25 protein-coding genes are annotated in these 19,474 nt (G+C 38.7%); 4 read left to right on the top strand and 21 right to left on the bottom strand.

Annotated features, from left to right (window positions below; all coding sequences use genetic code 11):
- Positions 1-126: 126 nt before the first annotated feature.
- From ACYQ35_RS09205 to ACYQ35_RS09165, 9 genes are all read right to left on the bottom strand, one after another.
- On the bottom strand, positions 127-2,478 hold the full coding sequence (locus tag ACYQ35_RS09205; protein ID WP_459832654.1) for a virulence-associated E family protein: 2,352 nt from the start codon (positions 2,476-2,478) through the stop codon (positions 127-129).
- 13 nt (positions 2,479-2,491) lie between these two features.
- Positions 2,492-4,432: a DNA polymerase gene (locus tag ACYQ35_RS09200; protein ID WP_459832649.1), complete on the bottom strand. Its 1,941-nt coding sequence runs from the start codon at positions 4,430-4,432 to the stop codon at positions 2,492-2,494.
- The gene (locus ACYQ35_RS09195) at positions 4,417-4,695 is read right to left on the bottom strand and encodes an NUMOD4 domain-containing protein (protein WP_244342631.1); all 279 of its coding nucleotides are present in this window, start codon (positions 4,693-4,695) and stop codon (positions 4,417-4,419) included. Before ACYQ35_RS09195 ends, ACYQ35_RS09200 begins: the two co-directional genes overlap by 16 nt.
- Positions 4,696-4,744: 49 nt before the next feature.
- On the bottom strand, positions 4,745-5,290 hold the full coding sequence (locus ACYQ35_RS09190) for a DUF2815 family protein (RefSeq protein WP_459832645.1): 546 nt from the start codon (positions 5,288-5,290) through the stop codon (positions 4,745-4,747).
- A 5-nt stretch (positions 5,291-5,295) separates the two neighbouring features.
- A complete protein-coding gene (locus ACYQ35_RS09185) occupies positions 5,296-6,426 on the bottom strand; it encodes a DUF2800 domain-containing protein (protein ID WP_459832642.1) in 1,131 nt (376 codons plus the stop codon).
- Positions 6,426-6,728, bottom strand: coding sequence for a hypothetical protein (locus ACYQ35_RS09180; protein WP_459832637.1), 303 nt, complete (start codon positions 6,726-6,728; stop codon positions 6,426-6,428). Before ACYQ35_RS09180 ends, ACYQ35_RS09185 begins: the two co-directional genes overlap by 1 nt.
- 218 nt (positions 6,729-6,946) lie before the next feature.
- On the bottom strand, positions 6,947-7,351 hold the full coding sequence (locus ACYQ35_RS09175) for a DUF7768 domain-containing protein (protein ID WP_368444980.1): 405 nt from the start codon (positions 7,349-7,351) through the stop codon (positions 6,947-6,949).
- 77 nt (positions 7,352-7,428) lie between these two features.
- On the bottom strand, positions 7,429-7,764 hold the full coding sequence (locus ACYQ35_RS09170; RefSeq protein WP_009262626.1) for an HTH domain-containing protein: 336 nt from the start codon (positions 7,762-7,764) through the stop codon (positions 7,429-7,431).
- Between the two features lie 232 nt (positions 7,765-7,996).
- Positions 7,997-8,191, bottom strand: a complete 195-nt coding sequence (locus ACYQ35_RS09165; RefSeq protein WP_009262627.1) for a hypothetical protein — start codon at positions 8,189-8,191, stop codon at positions 7,997-7,999.
- A gap of 581 nt (positions 8,192-8,772) precedes the next feature.
- Between ACYQ35_RS09165 and ACYQ35_RS09160 the strand changes: the two genes are divergently transcribed.
- From ACYQ35_RS09160 to ACYQ35_RS09145, 4 genes are all read left to right on the top strand, one after another.
- Complete coding sequence (locus ACYQ35_RS09160; protein ID WP_459832631.1) at positions 8,773-9,099, top strand: helix-turn-helix domain-containing protein; 327 nt, start codon at positions 8,773-8,775, stop codon at positions 9,097-9,099.
- Positions 9,100-9,114: 15 nt separating this feature from the next.
- A complete protein-coding gene (locus ACYQ35_RS09155) occupies positions 9,115-9,675 on the top strand; it encodes an ImmA/IrrE family metallo-endopeptidase (protein WP_459832628.1) in 561 nt (186 codons plus the stop codon).
- 114 nt (positions 9,676-9,789) lie between these two features.
- A complete protein-coding gene (locus ACYQ35_RS09150) occupies positions 9,790-10,155 on the top strand; it encodes a hypothetical protein (RefSeq protein WP_459832624.1) in 366 nt (121 codons plus the stop codon).
- A gap of 41 nt (positions 10,156-10,196) precedes the next feature.
- Positions 10,197-10,463 carry a hypothetical protein gene (locus ACYQ35_RS09145; RefSeq protein WP_055179925.1) on the top strand — a complete coding sequence of 89 codons (267 nt, stop codon included), beginning with the start codon at positions 10,197-10,199 and terminating at the stop codon, positions 10,461-10,463.
- 48 nt (positions 10,464-10,511) lie between these two features.
- Here the strand turns inward: ACYQ35_RS09145 and ACYQ35_RS09140 are convergent, their stop codons facing one another.
- The 12 genes from ACYQ35_RS09140 to ACYQ35_RS09085 all read right to left on the bottom strand — a co-directional run bounded on the left by ACYQ35_RS09140 (position 10,512) and on the right by ACYQ35_RS09085 (position 19,383).
- Positions 10,512-10,775, bottom strand: coding sequence for a hypothetical protein (locus ACYQ35_RS09140; RefSeq protein ID WP_195583269.1), 264 nt, complete (start codon positions 10,773-10,775; stop codon positions 10,512-10,514).
- A 145-nt stretch (positions 10,776-10,920) separates the two neighbouring features.
- The gene (gene dcm / locus ACYQ35_RS09135) at positions 10,921-11,892 is read right to left on the bottom strand and encodes a DNA cytosine methyltransferase (RefSeq protein ID WP_156341924.1); all 972 of its coding nucleotides are present in this window, start codon (positions 11,890-11,892) and stop codon (positions 10,921-10,923) included.
- 108 nt (positions 11,893-12,000) lie between these two features.
- Positions 12,001-12,543, bottom strand: coding sequence for a Bsp6I family type II restriction endonuclease (locus ACYQ35_RS09130; protein WP_156341923.1), 543 nt, complete (start codon positions 12,541-12,543; stop codon positions 12,001-12,003).
- 78 nt (positions 12,544-12,621) lie between these two features.
- Entirely contained in the window at positions 12,622-13,536 is a 915-nt protein-coding gene (locus tag ACYQ35_RS09125) for a group I intron-associated PD-(D/E)XK endonuclease (RefSeq protein ID WP_373152617.1), read from the bottom strand.
- Positions 13,526-13,981 carry a very short patch repair endonuclease gene (locus tag ACYQ35_RS09120; protein ID WP_373152618.1) on the bottom strand — a complete coding sequence of 152 codons (456 nt, stop codon included), beginning with the start codon at positions 13,979-13,981 and terminating at the stop codon, positions 13,526-13,528. Before ACYQ35_RS09120 ends, ACYQ35_RS09125 begins: the two co-directional genes overlap by 11 nt.
- Before the next feature lie 157 nt (positions 13,982-14,138).
- Positions 14,139-14,396 (bottom strand): hypothetical protein, encoded by a 258-nt coding sequence (locus ACYQ35_RS09115; RefSeq protein ID WP_373152619.1) that lies wholly within the window; start codon positions 14,394-14,396, stop codon positions 14,139-14,141.
- Positions 14,397-14,592: 196 nt separating this feature from the next.
- Positions 14,593-15,249, bottom strand: a complete 657-nt coding sequence (locus ACYQ35_RS09110) for a ComEC/Rec2 family competence protein (RefSeq protein WP_459832613.1) — start codon at positions 15,247-15,249, stop codon at positions 14,593-14,595.
- Positions 15,250-16,170 (bottom strand): GerMN domain-containing protein, encoded by a 921-nt coding sequence (locus ACYQ35_RS09105; protein WP_459832610.1) that lies wholly within the window; start codon positions 16,168-16,170, stop codon positions 15,250-15,252.
- 14 nt (positions 16,171-16,184) lie between these two features.
- The gene (locus ACYQ35_RS09100; protein ID WP_009460725.1) at positions 16,185-17,645 is read right to left on the bottom strand and encodes a sensor histidine kinase; all 1,461 of its coding nucleotides are present in this window, start codon (positions 17,643-17,645) and stop codon (positions 16,185-16,187) included.
- The gene (locus ACYQ35_RS09095) at positions 17,602-18,291 is read right to left on the bottom strand and encodes a response regulator transcription factor (RefSeq protein ID WP_009460723.1); all 690 of its coding nucleotides are present in this window, start codon (positions 18,289-18,291) and stop codon (positions 17,602-17,604) included. Before ACYQ35_RS09095 ends, ACYQ35_RS09100 begins: the two co-directional genes overlap by 44 nt.
- Before the next feature lie 11 nt (positions 18,292-18,302).
- Positions 18,303-18,863, bottom strand: a complete 561-nt coding sequence (locus ACYQ35_RS09090; protein ID WP_459832605.1) for a helix-hairpin-helix domain-containing protein — start codon at positions 18,861-18,863, stop codon at positions 18,303-18,305.
- Between the two features lie 88 nt (positions 18,864-18,951).
- Positions 18,952-19,383, bottom strand: coding sequence for a DMT family transporter (locus ACYQ35_RS09085; protein ID WP_009460719.1), 432 nt, complete (start codon positions 19,381-19,383; stop codon positions 18,952-18,954).
- Positions 19,384-19,474: the final 91 nt, after the last annotated feature.

The raw sequence follows: 19,474 nt of genomic DNA, 5'->3' as shown, positions 1-19,474 counted from the left end.
TGTCTGTTTTCCTTGTAAATTCTAAGATTTTTATGTTTCCATTCCCCTCTTTTTTCGGATACCTCATCGGCAATGGCAACTTCCGTAAAGGGCTACATATTGCCGATTGTTTCCGATAAATTGCCGTTATTCTTCCTCACGGACATAACCCTTCACGACTCCGTAAATAGAAAAACGCATCTTTCCTTCCGGGCGTTTCCATCCCTCGATATTACTCATAATCGCAGCAATCTCATTCGCATCCTGACGTTTCAAATTGCCGCGTTCTTTTCCAAAACACTCACACCAAATTTCCATATTACAGACACGGGTTCTCCGATTCACTCCCACCTTATGGCTTCCTTCAAATTCCGAACCATTGATAAAATTCCGGCGCTCATACAAAGTCATGGAATCCCAACCTTCCGGCAGAAGCATATCCAAATAATCACGGATCGTTCCCTCTCTCTCATCCTGTTCCATCGCTTCTTTCTGTTCATGGACTGCGATTGGTTCCAGCTCTTTCGGAAGATGAATGGTTTCTCCATCTTTGTAGTAGTGCAACGCTTCTGCCCAGATCTGTTCCACTTCATCTTTAGTAATCTCCCAAGAACCCCTTCCGGTTCCTCCCGGTGTTTTTACCGGCCAAAATCTTCGGTTGCCCGTAATAACCCTAAGATAAGTGTCCGCATTCGTTGTCCCGATAAACACACATTGTCTTGGATGGGGAGTTGCCCTGCGCCCAAAAGCGGCACGGTAAATATCGTTTTGTCTTGACAAAAATCCTCTCAGCGTTTCAATGTCCGTTTTCTTTAATCCTGCGAGTTCCCCAATTTCCAAAATCCAATATCCCTGTAGTTTCTCTGCTGCAGTCTTGTCCTTTGTGTCTGAAAGAAGAAGGGAATCGTTGAACCACTCTCCACAAAGTTTTGCAATCAACGTAGATTTTCCTTTTCCTTGCGGTCCGGACAACACGAGCATCGTGTCAAACTTACATCCCGGATTCATTACCCTTGCTATCGCCGCCACCAATGTTTTCCTTGTAACCGCACGAACATAGGCATTGTCGGCTGCTCCAAGAAAATCCACCAATAAAGTATCCACTCTCGGAATTTCATCCCACTCCGGCAAAGCCGCTAAAAATTCTTTAATGGGATGATAGGAACGATCATCAGTTACTTTTGAAACCGCAATGTCATAATTTCTTGCAGAAAAGTTTCCATAATTCAAATCAATATAGGAAATTAACTGTGCATCATCCGCATCTCTCCAAAATTTTGATGGATGATTCCACGGAACTTCCCCTTTGATTTCCATACCATCTGATAACTGATTAAACACGATTGATTTCAACTTTTCGTCATTATTTAAAATCAACAACAAATTTCTCAGATTATTCACTACCATTCCCTGTCTGTTATACTCCAATTGCATCTTCCAATCTTCTTCCGCAAAATCCAGCCGTGCTGATTCTTCCCGTTCTTTGGATAACGTCTGGCGTACTGCTTCATTTTCTGATGCGAAATCCTGCATAGCCTTAAAAGAAGGGAGTTTGGTAGTTTCTATTTCTTCCGTCACTTTTTCATCTAAATTTCCAAACTTATGAATCCTTACTACATCAAACGCATTCATAAGTTTTCCGCATGCCGGATCAGTAGCATGATGACTATACGCAAACACATCATCATAAATCACCACTCCCGCAGAAGAATCCGCCGGAATGTAATCATATCTTCCTGCCATCTCGCTTGGCTGATATACATCCGGAATGAAAGCATCAATTGCCTGCTGAATGGTAAATGTCCGATTGAACGCCCCAATAATGCCTCTCTTTTCCAATGGATTCTCTTGTTTTTTGAGACTTTTCTGCACAATTATCCTTTGACGGATAGATACCGGCCATGAACTGACATCTTTCCAATCTGTATATAGTGCCAGTACATCTTCCGGTTTCAAAAGCTCACCCTTAATTTCCTGAAAGATAAACTCTCCATCGGAAGATGTGGATGGCCAATACATCAATCGGCTTGGTTCATACGTTGTATCATCAAACAGTTCCATTCCTATTTCTTCAGCTACCTTCCGGCTGACAGCCATATATTCATCCGGCGATATTTCATGGGACAATGGAATAATCAAACGAAGTCTCGGTTTTTCCGGTGTATGTTTATGGGTGGAATACAGATAGCATTGAAATGAAAAAAACAATTCCAACTGATCCCCAATATCTGCAACTGCATAATCCATATCTAACGTCAAAGCGGATCTGGAGATTACACAATCCTTCTTTCTTCTCCCACCTTTTAATCTCCCAAGCACAAAACCGCCGACATCTTTAATATCGTCCTGTTGCGACTTCTTCATTTTCCGATACTGTTCCATTGTTTCCGCAGTACGTTGTGTCTTGGAAATCCGTTCTCTAAAATCCTCAAGTTCCATTTCTGTCAGATTCCATTTTTTATCCATACGGGAGTTCCCCGTAGACACCGCAATCTTCATTCTGCATCTCCTCCTAATCCTTTTTATAAAATGGACTTTCAAATCCGGCTGCTTTTAATGGAAGTCCTTCTGTCCATACCGGATTGACTGCCATGATTTCATTCACTTCTTCCACGGAAGATTTCCCATCAGGCACTTCTAAAACCACCTCATCATGAACATGACACACAATATCAAATCCTTCTTTTTCCAAGCGGAGCATCGCTTCCGCTAAAATATCCCTGCTTGCTGCCTGCACAATATTTTCGACCAGCTTTGGACCGTATGTTTCCAAGCGCATCCATTTCTTGGATTCCCCGATTCCCTCATATGTCAGTCCTTCCCTGCCGAATTTATTCTGCATCATCCGTGGCTTCACATAAGAAAGTTTTCGTCCTGACGGAAGCGTGACAAATAAAATCCCGCTTTTATATTCAAATGATACCCTTCCTACTCTAGATGTTTTTTTATCCCGTACTGCCGTTATCGCAGCATCATCAACCGCCCACCAAAATGCTGTAATATGAGGATTCGCACTTCTCCATGTACTCACAAGTCCCGGAAGTTCTTCTTCCGTCAGTCCCATTTTTAAAGCACCCATCGATGTCAATGCTCCAACTGCACCTCCATATCCCAATGCAAGTTCGCTGATCTTTCCTTTCTGCCTGAGTGGTGAGGTTTTTGTAATTTTTTCTATCGGTACATGAAACATTGCGGATGCAGAAGCCTCGTATATTTTTCCATGTGTTTCAAATACCTGTAATCTCCATTCCTCTCCTGCAAGCCATGCCAGTACTCTGGCTTCAATCGCAGAATAGTCGCTGATAATAAATCTGCATCCCGGCTTTGCCACAAAAGCAGTCCTGATTAGTTCCGACAGTACATTTGGAGTGCTTTCATAGAAAAGTTCCACTTCTTCATATCTTCCTTCTGATACCAACGCTCTCGCCAGTTCCAAATCCGGCAGATGATTCTGCGGAAGATTATGAATCTGCACCAATCTTCCTGCCCATCTGCCGGTCCGGTTTGCCCCATAAAACTGTAACAGTCCATGAACACGATTTTCTGCGCATACAGAACGGTCAATTGCTTCATATTTTTTTACGGAAGTCTTAGAAGTTGCCAGCCTAAGTTTTAACACTTCCTGCACATCTCCCTCTGCTTTCATTGACAAATCTTTTACTGTATCTTTTGCGAGAGAGTCTACCTCCAAGCCTTTTTCCTTAAGCCAAAGCTTCAACAGTGACACGCTGTTAGGGTTCTCCAATCCCGTTAATTCATAGGCTCTCGCTGTTGCGGTTTCTTTATATAAAAGATCGCAAGCAACCGCATGATTCACAAGATTACAATCCACCATAATTCCACGGTCATTGATTCTCTGATCCAGACAGTAAATTTCCTGCTCCCTTTTCGGAATAGGAAATTTAGTCAGTCTCTGCCGTATCTGTTTTTCCACATCAACATCCCGAATACAATATGTTTTAAACTGCCTCCATTTTTCCGGTGCATCTTTCGGCAGATTTCTTGTTCTTCCTCCATTTGATTTTGTGGCTTTACACGGGCTGCAAAAATATTTAATCAATTCTTTTCCTTCCGTCATTTTCTGTTTGTCCAATCCGAGAACCGCACCTACTCCTTCCAATGAAAGAGGCAGGGCTAACATGGCCGCCTGTACCGCCGTACATCTCCACGCTTCTGGTCTGAATGAATGCTGATAATAATTTGAAAAGCAGGTTCTCTCAAAATTTGCATTAAACGCTGTTTTTGTCACGGTATCATCAAATAACATCTCAATAAATTCCTTCGGAGGTTCTTCTCCGTTCGCCACGTCAATGCAGACCGTTTCCTCATCATCTACGGAATATGCAATCAGCAAAATTTCAAAATGGGGAGAACTGCTGTACTTATATACACCGCAGGAAATCAGATCCACATCCGAATATGTTTCAATATCTATCGCTAACGTTCTACCCATGCATAAGACCTCCCGCTTTTAATTTTGCTTACCACTTTTCTTGAAATGTTAAATTCCTCTGCAATCTTCAGCACATGCTCTCCCTCTTCTAACTTCCTTTTGATTTTCTTTACCTCATCATAGGTGAGCTCCAATGTCTGCATTGGCAGTCTCCGCAGCGAGCCACTCTTCCCTTTTACATATCTCGGCATTCTTCTAAGTCTCCCTGTACTGCTGATCTGATACCGGCCTTCCTGCCCTTTTATGTCTTTCCATATTTCCATCCTTACGTCTCCTTTTATGTAGGGGACGGAAATCCGCCCCCGTTTATTCTTAAGCCAGAAAATCATCCTCACCGTCTACTGCATCGAATTCATCCTTTGCATTCATTCTGGAACCAAGTGGCTCTCCATCACGAACTTTCTGAATATTTCCAAGTCCTGCCGCAATTCCTTTATTTCCGTTACTGTTATATGCGTAAAAAGTAACGGAAGCACGGATATAACATCCTGAATACAGCTCACCCTGATCCAAAATCGGCTGCACATTTCTATCCACTACCTGTGGTGCCTGTTTGCTATTCGCATTAATAAAATATGCTCCTGCATAGGCTTCATCTTCCGGCCTGTCCAAATCTCCATCACGAAGTGGTAATTTCAGATTTGCAGGGATTTTACCTCCCCATTTTGACTTCCCGTCTTCTTTTGCCTGTTCAACTGCTTTCTTGATCTTTGCAATCAAATCCGTGTCTTTTTTATCGATAATCAGACTAACGGAATATTTCGGATCAGATCCATTGATGGAATCCGGCTCAAATGCGTGAAGATAGGATGCTCTCGCTGAAATAATAACTTTCGTGTTGTTTACTCTCGTACTCATAATCATTAATCCTCCTGACTAAAATCCGCTTCTGCGGTTGAAATATAAATTGCTTCTCTTTTATCTGAATCTGGTACCAATGTGACTTTCCCATCCGGCTTGTACACATAACTGCCCAAGATTTCATTAAATTTCTTTTTTCCCATCAGCTTTTCCATTTCTGTAATGCTGATAAGACTCGTCCGGTAAATATCGGTATAGCCCGCTGTCTTTGCAGCTTCCGCCACTTCCTCTTCATCGGTATATTTCCGGTTGCTTCTTCCAAGTACCAGTTTGAATCCCGGCCATTCTTTTCGATTCGTGATTGCTTCGTTCTGCGCATAAGTGTAAATTTCTTCTGCCCACTTCTTTAGTGCATCCGCTTTTGACAACACTTCTGCAATTTCTTCATCCGATAGTAACGCTGGCTGTGAAAATTCCATTTGTGCCAAATGAAGATACTCGTCTGCTCTTGCCCTGCATTGAAACCTCGCCTTGCAAAAACGACACCACTCCCCGGCTTTGTATTCTCCTTCTCCGTCCAACGCCATTTTCGCTTTCGGTTCAAATTCCTGTTCTGCCCATTGATGCAGTTCTTCTGCTGAGATTCCCCATGTGGAAAAATGGCTGATTCTCGGCTGAACGATGGTAAGTTCTATGGTCTCAATATCAAAAAGCATCTCCGCTATATCCAACATCCCCAAACCATAAATCATCAACTGCGTATTATTTTCAGCATCCACCTGTACGCCCTTTCCCAGTTTCAGATCAATAATATGAACCTTTTTATCCGTAACAATCACCATGTCCGCTGTACCAAAACAATCCTTTACATGAAAGCTCAAATCTACTTTCTGTTCCACGGAAAACACCGGATCAGAGCAGATATCCTTTGCTTCTTCTATCTGTTCAATCACATACTGAACATATTCATCTACAGCTTCCAAAAGTTCATCGCTATAGTAATCGGAAGTTGGTCTTCTGCTTCGAATCTTCAAATGCTTCTTTATCAGATGCTCCGCCAGCTTATGCCCTGCTGTACCTTCAGCAGAATAAGGACTTTCTTCATCCGGGAACTGTTCCTCCAGCAAAAGAGCTGGAGGACAATTCATATACCGATACCCGCTGGATGGCGAGTATTTTGCATGTTTCCCCATTACAGCACCTCCGCCCTTTTCATTAGTTCTTCATACCGTTCTTCCGGTACTGAAGATAACTTATCCGCACCGAACTCTTTCAATAGCTGTTTGATTTCCTGCGTTTTTCCTGCACGGGATTTTTCTGCCATAACAGCCCTGACCTCTGTAATAGAAATCTTTTTCTCCGGTGTACTTGATTTTTCCGGCTTTTCCTCTGTCTGAATATCTTTTGGAATTTCAATCCCTTCAGATGCCATTTTCCTATAGCCTTCTGCAACCATTGCAAAACCTTCCGCAATTTGTAATAATCCTTTATTCATGATCGTTATCCTTTCTATCGATGGATGAGCCTGACATCTTCTGTCAGCACATCAATTTTGTTGATACTTTCCTTATACATCCCAACATCCACAAGAATGTGATACGGATACTCTTTCACTACCGTTACCTTCCGTTTTCTTTTTGCCCGGATGACCATCAAGCGGTCACCCGGTTTCAGAAAGTAACAGGCGTTTACCTGCCCTAACATTTTCAGTACCTACCGTACAAGTTTTAAACGATGAATGGCATCCCTGTATTCTGGTGTCACTCTCTTATCTGCTTTAAGTGTCCTGAGATTGATACGGTTCATATGCATATCGTAGAGACGAACCGGAAGTTTCAATTCCCTTGCACAGTCCAATTCCATTTTCATCCCTTCAGAAATATTAAAACCGAACAGCCACACCTCATCACAGCACTCCATAAGTGTTAATCCACAATCAATGCCTTCCAATCTCTCAGCTTCATCTTCTTCGTTTAAAAAATGTGGAAAATACAAAGCAGTTGCAATCGGAACTGTACCGGAACGAACAGCAACAGCTGCGATAAACTTCATATTCTTTTCATTACTTTCCTTGTTATCCCTAAATGGATGAATGATATATGCAATCTTTTTACTCATCTTCTTTTATCCTTTCTTCTCTATATGTCAATTTACAGTTTCTACTTACGGACCACCAAGTCGTCACTAGGCTTGTCCTAAACAGCAGGACGGTACTTATTCGAGCCGTATTCACGGAGCATTTGGTCTAGCACCTTCTTCTGTGCATCATCTGCTTTTTCCATTAACTGTTCCAAAACAGAAATCTGCTCTTGCGACATAATATTTTTATGTGGGTGATACCATTCGGCGATACGGACACCGCCTCCGTTACCTCTATAAGTTTCCAGAGGATACTCAGCTGTAAGTGCTACGATATCATTTCGGATTGTTCTATCTGAAACGCCAAGCTCAGAAGCCAAAACCTGCATATTCTCTTGTCTTCGTGCGACCATGATTCTCATGATCTCTGCTCTTCTTTCGTTTGCACTCACAGCTTTTTCCCTCCTTTCCTTTCCGTCTGTCTGTAATATAGAACTCAAATAGGAAGGGTAATTTCCTATTTGAAACTTTTTCGCAAAAGTTTTTCTATGTATTTATTCTCCGTTTCGCTTTTCAAAAAAGTAAAAACACATCGTGATAAAAAAAATCGGAGCATGACTGTAAAATTACAATCTTGCTCCGATCTTAATGGTGGTTATAATAAACCCCGACGATCAGTCAGCTCTATCTTCTATTTTTGAGTCGCATTTGCGCTTTTGATTTTTCGGTCTTTCCAGTATCTAAATCCGCTTTATAAATATGTTTACATTTTGGACACTGGACTGATATCGTTACTTTTCCTTTTCCATCTGCTAATGTTTCACTTCCTTCACACCACGGACACCGTAAGTGAATGCTCATCATTTTCTCTTTCATCATGTCACTCTCCTCTTGATTTTATTTGGAAATTTTTTGTTTTAATTTTTAACCATTTGGTAAGTATTGTGTAAAAAAATAATTTCCTTTTTCTTCCATTTCTTCATCTTATAAACCGAATTATATTAAACAATCGGTAAGTTGTCAATCCTATTTTTAGTTTTGCATAATGCTAAATCGTGGTTTAGTACTACTTTTTTCACGCATTTCATCTTTTTAGATTGACACAAATGGTAAGTTATGATATATTTTTGGTAAATAGTTCAGTATTCCTTTTTTATTTTTTATGATTAAAATTTTATATTATACTACACAAAAGAGAATGCAAGAAGTATTTGTATGATTGCTGTAGTGCAAGGACAAAATGAGCCAGTCATAAGAGCAAGCCAGTTGGAGCTAAACGACCATCGGGAACGGTAATAGCACACTCCCAAATTGAATATATTTTTTCAATAAACTAAAGTGCTGACAAACAATATTCCCAAAAAACGAGAAGCCATACACTGCAAAATGCCAAAGACGCAAGAGCCGCAAGAGCCCTGCAGAGCATATGCAAATTCAATTTAGAAAGAGGTAATTAAGAGATGAATGAAAACACATTAGGAGGTAGGATTGCTGAACTATTAGAAAAAAATGGTTTGACTCAAAGAGAATTGGCTGAAAAAGTAGGTGTTACCGAAGTTTCCATGTCTCGCTATATCAGCAATGATCGTACCCCCAAAGGTCCTGTCATCGCTAATATTTCCACCGCATTACACACAACTTCCGACTATTTATTAGGTACAGAAGAAGTTGGCGATTTTGAGAGTGAGTATTACAAAATCCACCGACTCATTGCACGTAACGCATCCCAAATGACTCGGAAACAAAGAAACGAACTGATTAATGCCCTTCTTGAGCCAGATGACTAAGAAAGGACTGATTTTTTGTATCTGAGCGACTCTCAATATGAAAACATTAAAGAAAATGTAGTCGATATGTATGAAGAATGCGGATTAACCACATACCCCATCGACTGCATGGAAATTGCAAGAAGACTAAATTACCGATTAGTTCCCTATTCTAAATTAAAGGGAAAAAAATTGGTAACCGCTATGAACATCAGTATGGATGGCTTTCATATGTTAGTAGAGGATAAAGTCTCTGGTATGTTTATGTGGGTTATTTTTTATAATGATGAAAACAGCCACGAACGCCAACGTTGGACAATCCTTCATGAAATTGGGCATATCCGGTTAGATCATACCCAAGAGAGTGAACTCGCAGAAACGGAAGCAAACTTTTTTGCAAAATATAGTATTGCGCCACCACCATTGATTCATTATGCACAATGCGATGATTATATTGATGTTGCAGTTAAATTTGACCTATCCATCCAAGCAGCATACTATTCCATGTGCTATTATCATAAGTGGCTACAATATGGTCCCGCTGATTACGAACCAGTCGAAATCCGAATGTTAGAATTATTTGGATTAGCCGCATAACAATTAACCCTTGAAACTCTATATATTGTGTATTATAATAATACATACTACAATATATAGAGTTTTTGACTCAACAAAGAAAAGAGGTGAATTTAGCGTATGGAAGAATCTCGGATGATTATTAAAAAAACAAACGAAGAAGTCACATTTTCTATAAAAGTTATCCATGATGCCTTACATAAACTGGTCTATGAAATTGTAGAAAATGTTATTGATGAGCTTATTGATAAAGTCCATGAACATCTAATGAGCTTAATCGCTTTCATGCATGATTTCTTATATCACAGAACAAAGGAGGATCGATGCTCATCCTGCTGCTCCCTGCACGCATATATAAAAGCAGTTTTATTCATTCCTATCGCCAAGTCAGCCACCTTATCATTTCGGAATTATTCATATCGACTCCGAAATGTGTATCTTCACCGTAACCAGATTCGTGGTCTGGATACCGATGATGCTGACAGTATGATATTCGCATAACGTAACCCGCAAATATCACAGCAGCATTTGGAGGTATTAAAATGCTTGAAGAATATATTAAAGATGCCATTGACGATGAAATGAAAGATTACCTGACTACCGAAACATACAAGCAACAAGGAGAAGAAATCGAAAAACTTCTATATTCTCTGCGTTCCGAATTGACCCCAGATCAAGTTTCAACCTTAAACAGATTAGTAAATGTCTTGGGACAACAACATAGTGATTTTGCTTCCGCCGCCTATCTTCGTGGTGTTGTAAGTGGAATTGCATTAAAAAATAAAACACTGGACAATAAAAGTGAATAGAAAAAAGCTGATGCACTACCTTCATCAAGGTGTGCATCAGCTTTTCTTTCAAACAGATCTAATCTTCTTTTTGCACAACGCAATTCCTTCAACAACGCCCTGCAAATACGCTTCTGATGCAAATGCTCCATCACATACCGATATTGCATCCAATAGCTGATTCAGTAAAATCATTTTTTCTGATGAAAGATTTTCTCTCATGTTCCGTAATAAATCATTAATTTGTTTCTTGTGTTCTTTATACTTTTCAGATTTTATGTAATCACTCATTGCCTCATCCGTAGCATCTTTAATGTACTCTTCTAACTCCATTGTTAATTTACACCTCCAATACCGGAACTATATTGATTGGTCTGCTTAACAACTCCCTGCCTGGTATTTCTGTAGCGATACTTTTATTATACGAACACATGTTCTTTTTGTCAATCCTTCATCACTTCTAAACTCATAAAAAATATTACTGTAACGCTTTCAATATTTCCTCTGCAATTCGATTAATTACAGGAACACATACTGAATTCCCAGCTTGTTTATATAGGCGTGCATCACTTTGTTTAGGTAATTTGAAATTATTAGGAAATCCTTGTGTATTAAAACATTCTCTCGGCGTCATTTTTCTTAAGCCATATTTTGACTTAATGATACACACATTATGTCCCCCTTCTCCCTGATTAGCTGTTAAAGTTGGTACTACGCCACTTTTATTCTGCCTTACATATTTTCTTCGCCACTGATATATTGCCGGATTATTTATATCATCATCTTTCGTTGCTTCCACCAGTAACTTATAAATATCGCCTTTGTACTTTCCTTCCGTATAATAATATTTTTCGTTCTCTTTTACTTTGAAATCGATAATATCCTTTACTGTTTTTGTCAATGGTACTGGTAATGGCCATTGAAATTTACTAAAATCTCCCGCTTCCCTAAAAGCCACAATATATATTCTTTCTCGATTTTGAGCCATATTGCCATAATTCATAGCATTTAAAACCTGATATGTGTAATGATATCCTAAATTTTCTAGTTGCTCGCATATAACTCGAAAAGTGTTTCCGTTATCATGCCCTACAAGATTTTTGACATTCTCAAATAATGCTACTCTTGGTCTTTTTTCTTCGAGCATCCTTACCAATTCAAAAAATAATTCCCCCCGTCCTTTTTCATCCTCAAAACCTTTTCTATATCCAGCTATTGAAAATGCTTGGCAGGGAAATCCTCCTATAATTACATCCGTCTTTGGTACATCCTCTGTAGGAACTATATGGATATCTCTGGTATCAACTTTTACTTTTGGGAAATTTAATTCAAAAGTTTCACTCGCATAATTATCAAATTCATTTGCATAAACTGTTTGAAACTCTCCTGTTTCTTCAAATCCTAAATCAATGCCGCCAACACCTGCAAAAAATGATGCAACACTATACATAACTATTCATTTCCTCCTATTAATTCGCTAGTTGCAATTTTACCATAAATCGCGGCGCGCCGCAATATAATTTATAAATGATAGGCGGGATAAATTCCCGCCTATCATTTATCGATTATCTTTAATAATTCTGCAACGTCTAATATCAAAAATAATGTCTGGTTCAAGCCCTTGTGCATCTACAAACAATGTCTGTAAACTCACATGTGGTCTTCGACCTTGATTTTTTTGATCTTGTATTGTTTGACTTTTATTGGCTGGATATTTTCCAAACTCTTCAGAATCTATTTTCAGATCGTAAATATATAATAAATTCTCATCAAGTTTGAAACGTAAAAAAACTAGATCATCGAAAACACATTTTGGTCCAAACGATGATAAATCTCCATCGAAACGTGATGTCGCTTTAAACTCAATTTTTTTCCCTGTTCTAGGATCTGTTGCATCTCCAACTTCATCGCCCCTGTTCCAAAGCAAATCTAGGCAATAGCATCCCATAGGTTCACTAATAGCATCTGGCATATTAATTCCTCTATGACTATTGTTTGAAATGTATGTATTTAAATCCTTCCATTTAAAATATGCATTACACGTTTCATCAATCCTAGCCTCGTCAATAGTAACATGACCAAATTCATTGTATATAGGCATTTCTCTCACCTTCCTCAAATATGTTTATGTACATTTTATCACAGGTATCTCAAAAAACATAGAATAATATTTTTCTTACTATAATTCCTGATATAAACGTTCAATCACGTCCCAGTTTTCTAAATACTCTCCCAGCTTACTAACACTAACACTTTTTATTTCTTCATCTGACCAAGGATCTATCTCTTTCATAGGTATTAAATAGCATAACCCCACTAATTTGTCTACGGCTACATATAAATCGCAATCCTGAGAAGTAATCCTCTTACCTCTATTTCTTTCATTATGAGTGTCTATTCCTCTTCCACCACGATCTCTATCTTTGAAACTAATTGTATCTGAACTAATTCCTTTAACTTGCACTTTAAATATATGTCCTTTATAATCAATTACCGAATCATATCTACTAGATCGTACATCAACATTAGAACAATTGAATCCTGCTAAAATAGCACGTGATACAAACAGAAATTGTGCTGAATCCCCACCATTTGCAGTCATCGTTCCACTCTCCAAATGATTAATGTTTACTTGAAATCCATTCTGTAATAATAAATATAAACTTTTTCGGGTAATATTTTTTAAAGCTCTTTTTATAAATTTTTTCTTTGTTTCCACCAGTTCTGAATTATCTAGTATCGTTGATACTATTGCATTTTGCAACTCTTCTGAATTTTCCATTTGTAATTGTCTAAATGTGTCGGCTTCAATCAATCTTTCAACATCTTTTTTATATAAAACATACTCATTTGAAACAGTAACAATTTGATTTTTCTGAGCTCCTAATTCTTCAAATCTTTTAATAAGAGCTTCTATCGTTTCTTGTGATTCGGAATTCAATTTTTCAGATAAATGCCTCTTTATATCTGTATCATCAAAATCAACTCCATAATTTGATAAGTCCTTAAAATCCGAAATCCTATTATTTATATTCTCAATGTTGTCTTTTATAAATATCCCGATATCATTTTTATGTTCAAAATTAATTTCCATCCCAATCTTCCTCCAAGCTATTACATGTTGATTCAAATATAGTTTCTTCTATTACTTTAATGCATTCATCAGTATTATTTAATATTTCTTTTCCCCAAAAACGAACTACTGTCCACCCTAAAAAATTTAACTGTTGATTAATTTCCTGATCTCTGGTAATATTGCGTTCTATTTTTTTCAACCAGTAGTTTGCATTATTACCTTTCTCAAGTCTTGGTTTCAGTACTTCCCAATCTTTACCATGAAAAAATTCAGAATCACAAAAAATCACAATTTTCTGCTTGGTTAAAACAATATCTGGCTTTCCCGGTAATTCATTATAATTTTTCCTATAACGATATCCGCGATGCCATAATTCTTTTCTAAGTACAACCTCTATTTTTGTATCTTTACTCTTTATATTTTTCATATTTTTATGACGTTGTTCTTTAGTTAAATTATCCATAGGCTTTTCTATACTCCAACTACAGTTCCATTTTTATGTATATATTTTAACAGATTATGAGCAAAATGAATAGCAAAACGGATCGTGTTTTATATGAACACAATCCGCTTCTATTTAAAACAATTTACAATATGACTGTTTTATGAAAGCAATATATCTATTTCTTTTTTGCACGTACATATGAATATAAATTCCATAAATTTGCCCAAATGGAAAACTCTTTTCTATATACAAATTTTGAATTATATTTTATTCCATGTCCCTGACACCATTGATAAATATCTTTCATTACCATCTGTTCTCCAGCATCAATTCTATCTGTCAAATATGAGATTTTTACCATATCCTGCTCTGAATTGACATGCAAATAGAACCATACATTATAATATCGGATTGCCACAATCTTTTTTTCCATACATGTCCCTTTCGTAAAATAATATGTTTTCGCCAAATATTGTACATCTTTTGCGAAATTGTATTTAGTTTCGTTAGAAAGTTTTATTATCACTTACCCCATCAGTTCTGCAAATCACTCTCAGGTGCAAAACAAGGCGTAAAAACACAATTAAAATATGTGTTTTTTCTAAGCTCAATGCTCACAAACGCCCATTTTAAGCCATTCTTTCGCCTATTAGAAATACCCAACACAGAAAACAGACACCGGAAATGGCCAAAATATGCCCTATTCCGTTTACCTGATACATTTCCTTCCATTTTGGACTCATCTCACTTTTTTCTCCCAGTAATATTCCACTTATCATACCGCCTTTTTCTTTTCCCAATATGCCACATACAATCTGATGACATTTTTCCCGAAACTTTAAAAGTCCTTCTCTTACAGCCCATGTTTCCTCTGACAGCATTTTCACTTTCGTGGAAAAGACGGACAAAGAAATCCCCTGTTTTTCATAATAAAATTTCTGGTCATAGTTCCCAAAATTTCTTGGCACATCGAAAAAACGAACTGTCCCCACAGCAGAAATTTTATTTCCGAGTGCGGTTTTCATCATCGTTTTATCATACACCGTTATTTTTATATTTTTTATTCTGTGATTCCGATGCAGAATCCTTGCATCTTTCAGATATAAGATTTGCCCGTTAGAACTCTTTTCTTTTCGATAGATTTGCCCCGATACACCGACCCGTTTCCCTTCAAACTCTTTAAAAGACTCTGTGGCGGGAACCATCTCTCTGATTCCCGCCACAAACAAGAAAACCTGTACGGCAATAAGAATACTGCAAACTATACAAAGTGGTCTTTTTCTCATTTATTCATGCTCTACTAATTCCACATTTCTGTCAAAAGGCTCATTCAGATAAACTGCCTCCTGAAATTTTACCGATGTTTCCCCCTCCACTGAAATCTGTACACGGCTCGCTTTTCCGTTACTGATCAGTGAATTGACGATGCCGTAAATAACAACTTTCGGTTCAACATCAAACTTTTGCTCCAAAAATTGTTTATCAAAATTTACATAACATATTCCGTCTTTCACGGAAACATTCAATACTTTTACCTGCGAAAGCAATACAGGTTTTGCCCCGCTCGTTTCCGGTCCTTTCATCAACTGCTCAATAACAAGTTTTTCTATGGACGTATCTCCCGAATATCTTACATTTACTTTTTCGGAAATAAGCCCGTCCCCTTTCTCATTTGCGAAAAACAAAGTCAGTGTCGTCTGCTGGCTGGACTTCAACGCATTTTTCGTATCTTTTACAAAAGAATCCGCTTTCATAAAACCTACAACATCTCCGCTTTTCGTTCTGAACGGTTCTTCTCCTATATAAAACGCCACCTTTTCAATCCCATCAATCTGTGTCAGCGACTGCACAATGGACGCGCGGCAGAGAATTTCTTCTACCTCTTCCAGTTCCAAGTATTTCTCATTCATATGGATATGCACTTCATCTGCCTTGACTTCCACTTTTTTTATCTTTACTTCCGGCGGAATAGGCGCCTTTACCTCGATTGTCTCAGGCGTTTCTGCCAGTTTCTCAAGCATTTTATTTACTGCTTTCTCAGGTGTATCTTCTTTTATTTCATAGGATTCTTTTTCCAGTGCAGTTCCTTCCATATTAACATAATAAAGAAAAGGACCTTTCCCTTCTTTTTCCTCTTTTGATTGACAGCCCGACAAAAGTACAAGCATCAGAACACCTATTATTACTGTTATTTTCTGCCTCTTCATATACTTTCCCTCTTTTAAACGATGTACGTCAGCGGAACACGAACGGTAAATGTCGTTCCTTCTCCCTCTTCACTGTACACTTTTACCGCACCTCTGTGCATAACAATCGCATTTCGAGCAATGGCAAGTCCAAGTCCCGTACCGCCTATTTCTCTTGAATGTGATTTATCAACACGATAAAATCTTTCAAAAATATGCTCTGTATCTTCCTTCGGAATTCCGATTCCCGAATCCGCAACTTTCACATAAAAATACTTATGGTCTGCATTTAAGGAAACATGTACCCAGCCATCGTCCCTGTTGTACTTAATGGCATTTTCCACAAGATTGGATAGCGCCAATGTCAGTTTCACCTCGTCCACCTCTGCCGTCACAGGACGGAACGACTCAAATACAAGTTCAATATTGCGCTGCGCCGCTATAGGTCTTAAACGTTTCAAAATACGTTCCACCAGTTCATTGATATTTTCCGGCTGTACGGTCAGGTTCATCGTTGTTTTGTCCATCTTTACAAGAGAAAGTAAATCATTGATGATTTTATTCTCCCTTTCTATCTCTTCCGCAATGTCACCCATAAACTCCTGATACAGTTCTACCGGAACGTCTTCCTGTGCAAGCAGGGAATCCGCCAACACTTTCATTGACGTAAGAGGTGTCTTCAACTCGTGAGAGACATTTGATACAAATTCCTGTCTGGAATCATCGACTACCTTAAGACGCCCAAGCATCTTATTAAACGCTTCCGATATCAATGTTGTTTCCGTATACGCATTCTCATGAAGATTATCCGAATCATATCCCTCATTTACATCTTCAATCGCCTTCGTAATTCTTGCAAAAGGTTTTACCATAAGGGCAGAAAGTACAAATGCCAGCAGCAAAATAATAATCGCCATTGTGATTACAATAATTGTAGCTTTCGTTTCCAGTTCCACCTGATTATTTAAAATAGCATCAGTCGAAACGCTCATCAAAATAACTCCCACAACTTTTTTGCCGTCTTTAACCGGTATTGTCACCTCAGCGTAGTGGTTCTTTTTATCGTGATATGTCGTTCCCTTTCCCTGATAACATTTCAAGACGTCTTCTGAAACAACCGTCTTTCCTTCTTCCAGTTCGTATGTGTCTTTCACAATCCGGAATTCATCGTTAATCACCAAAATACGACCATTATAAATATTAGATAATTGCGTCAGTTCCGCATTGACTACTTCAGATTTGGCATCAATCAGATAGTTATAACTTTTTAACTGATTCGATAGAATTGCACATTGATTTTGAATCTCCGCGGTTCTTGCAGATACGGTCCGGTCAATATAATTGTCCAAAATTGCTGACTTTAAAATCGCACACGGAATAATTCCAAAAAGAACAAGCAATAAAAGAATGCGAAACCGCAGACTTTTAAAAAACTTGTTTTTCATCTTCTCCTTAACCCCTAAAATAGTAACCAACTCCCCACTTTGTATATACATACTTCGGCTCACTCGGATTTGGCTCTACTTTCTCACGAAGTCTTCTGACATGAACGTCAACCGTTCTCGCATCGCCCGGATATTCATATCCCCAAACAATGTTAAGAAGTTCTTCCCTGCTGTATACTTTATCCGGATTTGTCGCCAAAAGTTCCAGCAAATCGAACTCTTTTGCCGTCAGATTAATTTCTTTCCCGTCCACATAAACCCTTCTGCTCTGGCGGTCAATCTTCATATCGTTTTTCAAAATAATATTCTTGTCTTCTTTTTCTTTTACACTCTTACCCGTGCGGCGCATGATTGCTTTGATACGTGCCTTTACTTCCAATATATTAAACGGTTTTGTTATGTAGTCATCTGCCCCATACTCAAGTCCCAAAATTTTATCCATATCATCACCTTTTGCCGTCAACATGACAACCGGAACGTCTGAAAATTCTCTTATCATCTGACACACTTCAAATCCTGTATATTTAGGAAGCATAATGTCCAATAAAATCAAATCATATTCCTGTGCTTTTGCCTTTTCAAGCGCCTCTTCTCCGTCATATGCACAATCTACTTCCATTCCGTCCTGCTCCAGACTAAAGCGGATTCCTTTTACAATCAACTTTTCGTCATCTACAACCAAAACCTTTTTACCCATAACCTTCTCCCTTATCTTACTACAATCTGTTCTTTTATTTTATTAAATACACCGCTTTTGATTCCCTCAATCTCCATTATTTCTTCGATTGACTGAAATCTCCCTTTTTCCTCTCTATACTGTATAATACTTTTCGCCTTAGACTGTCCGATTCCCGTAAGCGTCATCAATTCTTCCTCCGTTGCCGTGTTCAAATTGATTTTGCCGTCGTCTTTCGTCTGACTCTCCTGTGCGGCTTCCCCCTCTGCTGCTTTCTCAGGAACACAAATCTGTGCTTCGTCCTTAATCTTCTCAGCCTGGTTCAGCGCCGCCTTATCAGCCTTCTCTGTCATACCTCCCGCCATCTCAATGGCTTCATATATGCGGCTTCCGGCAGGCAGCCTATAAACGCCCGGTTTCCTTACCGCCCCACAGACATAAACAACCTGAATGTTCTCAGAAACTTCCTCCTCTTCTGTCGCATCTTCCTTCTCAGTCACTTCCTCAAGTTGAACCGTCTCCTTCTTCTGACAGCCGGCGAGTATACAAATTGCTATACAAATTCCCAAACAATAACATAATATTCTACGCATAAATCCTCCTTGTAATTCTTTATCAAAATTACAATACCCCTCTATGCTTAGACATACATATTATAACGAATTTCCTATTCAAATACAACTACTTCCACTGGAAAATTCCCACTCCTACAAGCGCTATTATCATACCGATTACCCTCCTCCACTCAAGAGGCTGTTTCTCCACACCGAACAATCCTAAAACCTCAATTACATAGGCGACAATAAGTTGCGAAATAACGATGAGAAGCGCCGCTTTAGCCGGTCCTAACTGTTCCATACTCTTAATGACCGTCCACGTAATCCCTGCGCCGATAACACCGCCAAGCAAAACATATTTCGGCTCAACTTTTGCGATAGTCATGACACTGTCCCTTCCGGCGAAAAACCATGCCACTACGCAGAGAAGAAATGCAGTCAACTGCACCCATGCATTTGACACCCACATTCCGGTTGTCTTTGTCACCTGCGTATTAAACACTCCCTGTACGCTCATCAACGCCCCCGACAGAAGAGCAATAATAAATCCAACCATAATTGATTCCTCCCAGAACATTTCTTTTTAACATATTATGTCCTCGCATTGCTTTTCTATTCGGAAGTATTAAAAAAGACAGAGAAATCTC

It is taken from the genome of Faecalimonas hominis, from assembly GCF_054660755.1.
The sequence above is the reverse complement of the archived record's forward strand: the minus strand, read 5'-3'. Positions and strand labels throughout refer to the sequence as shown.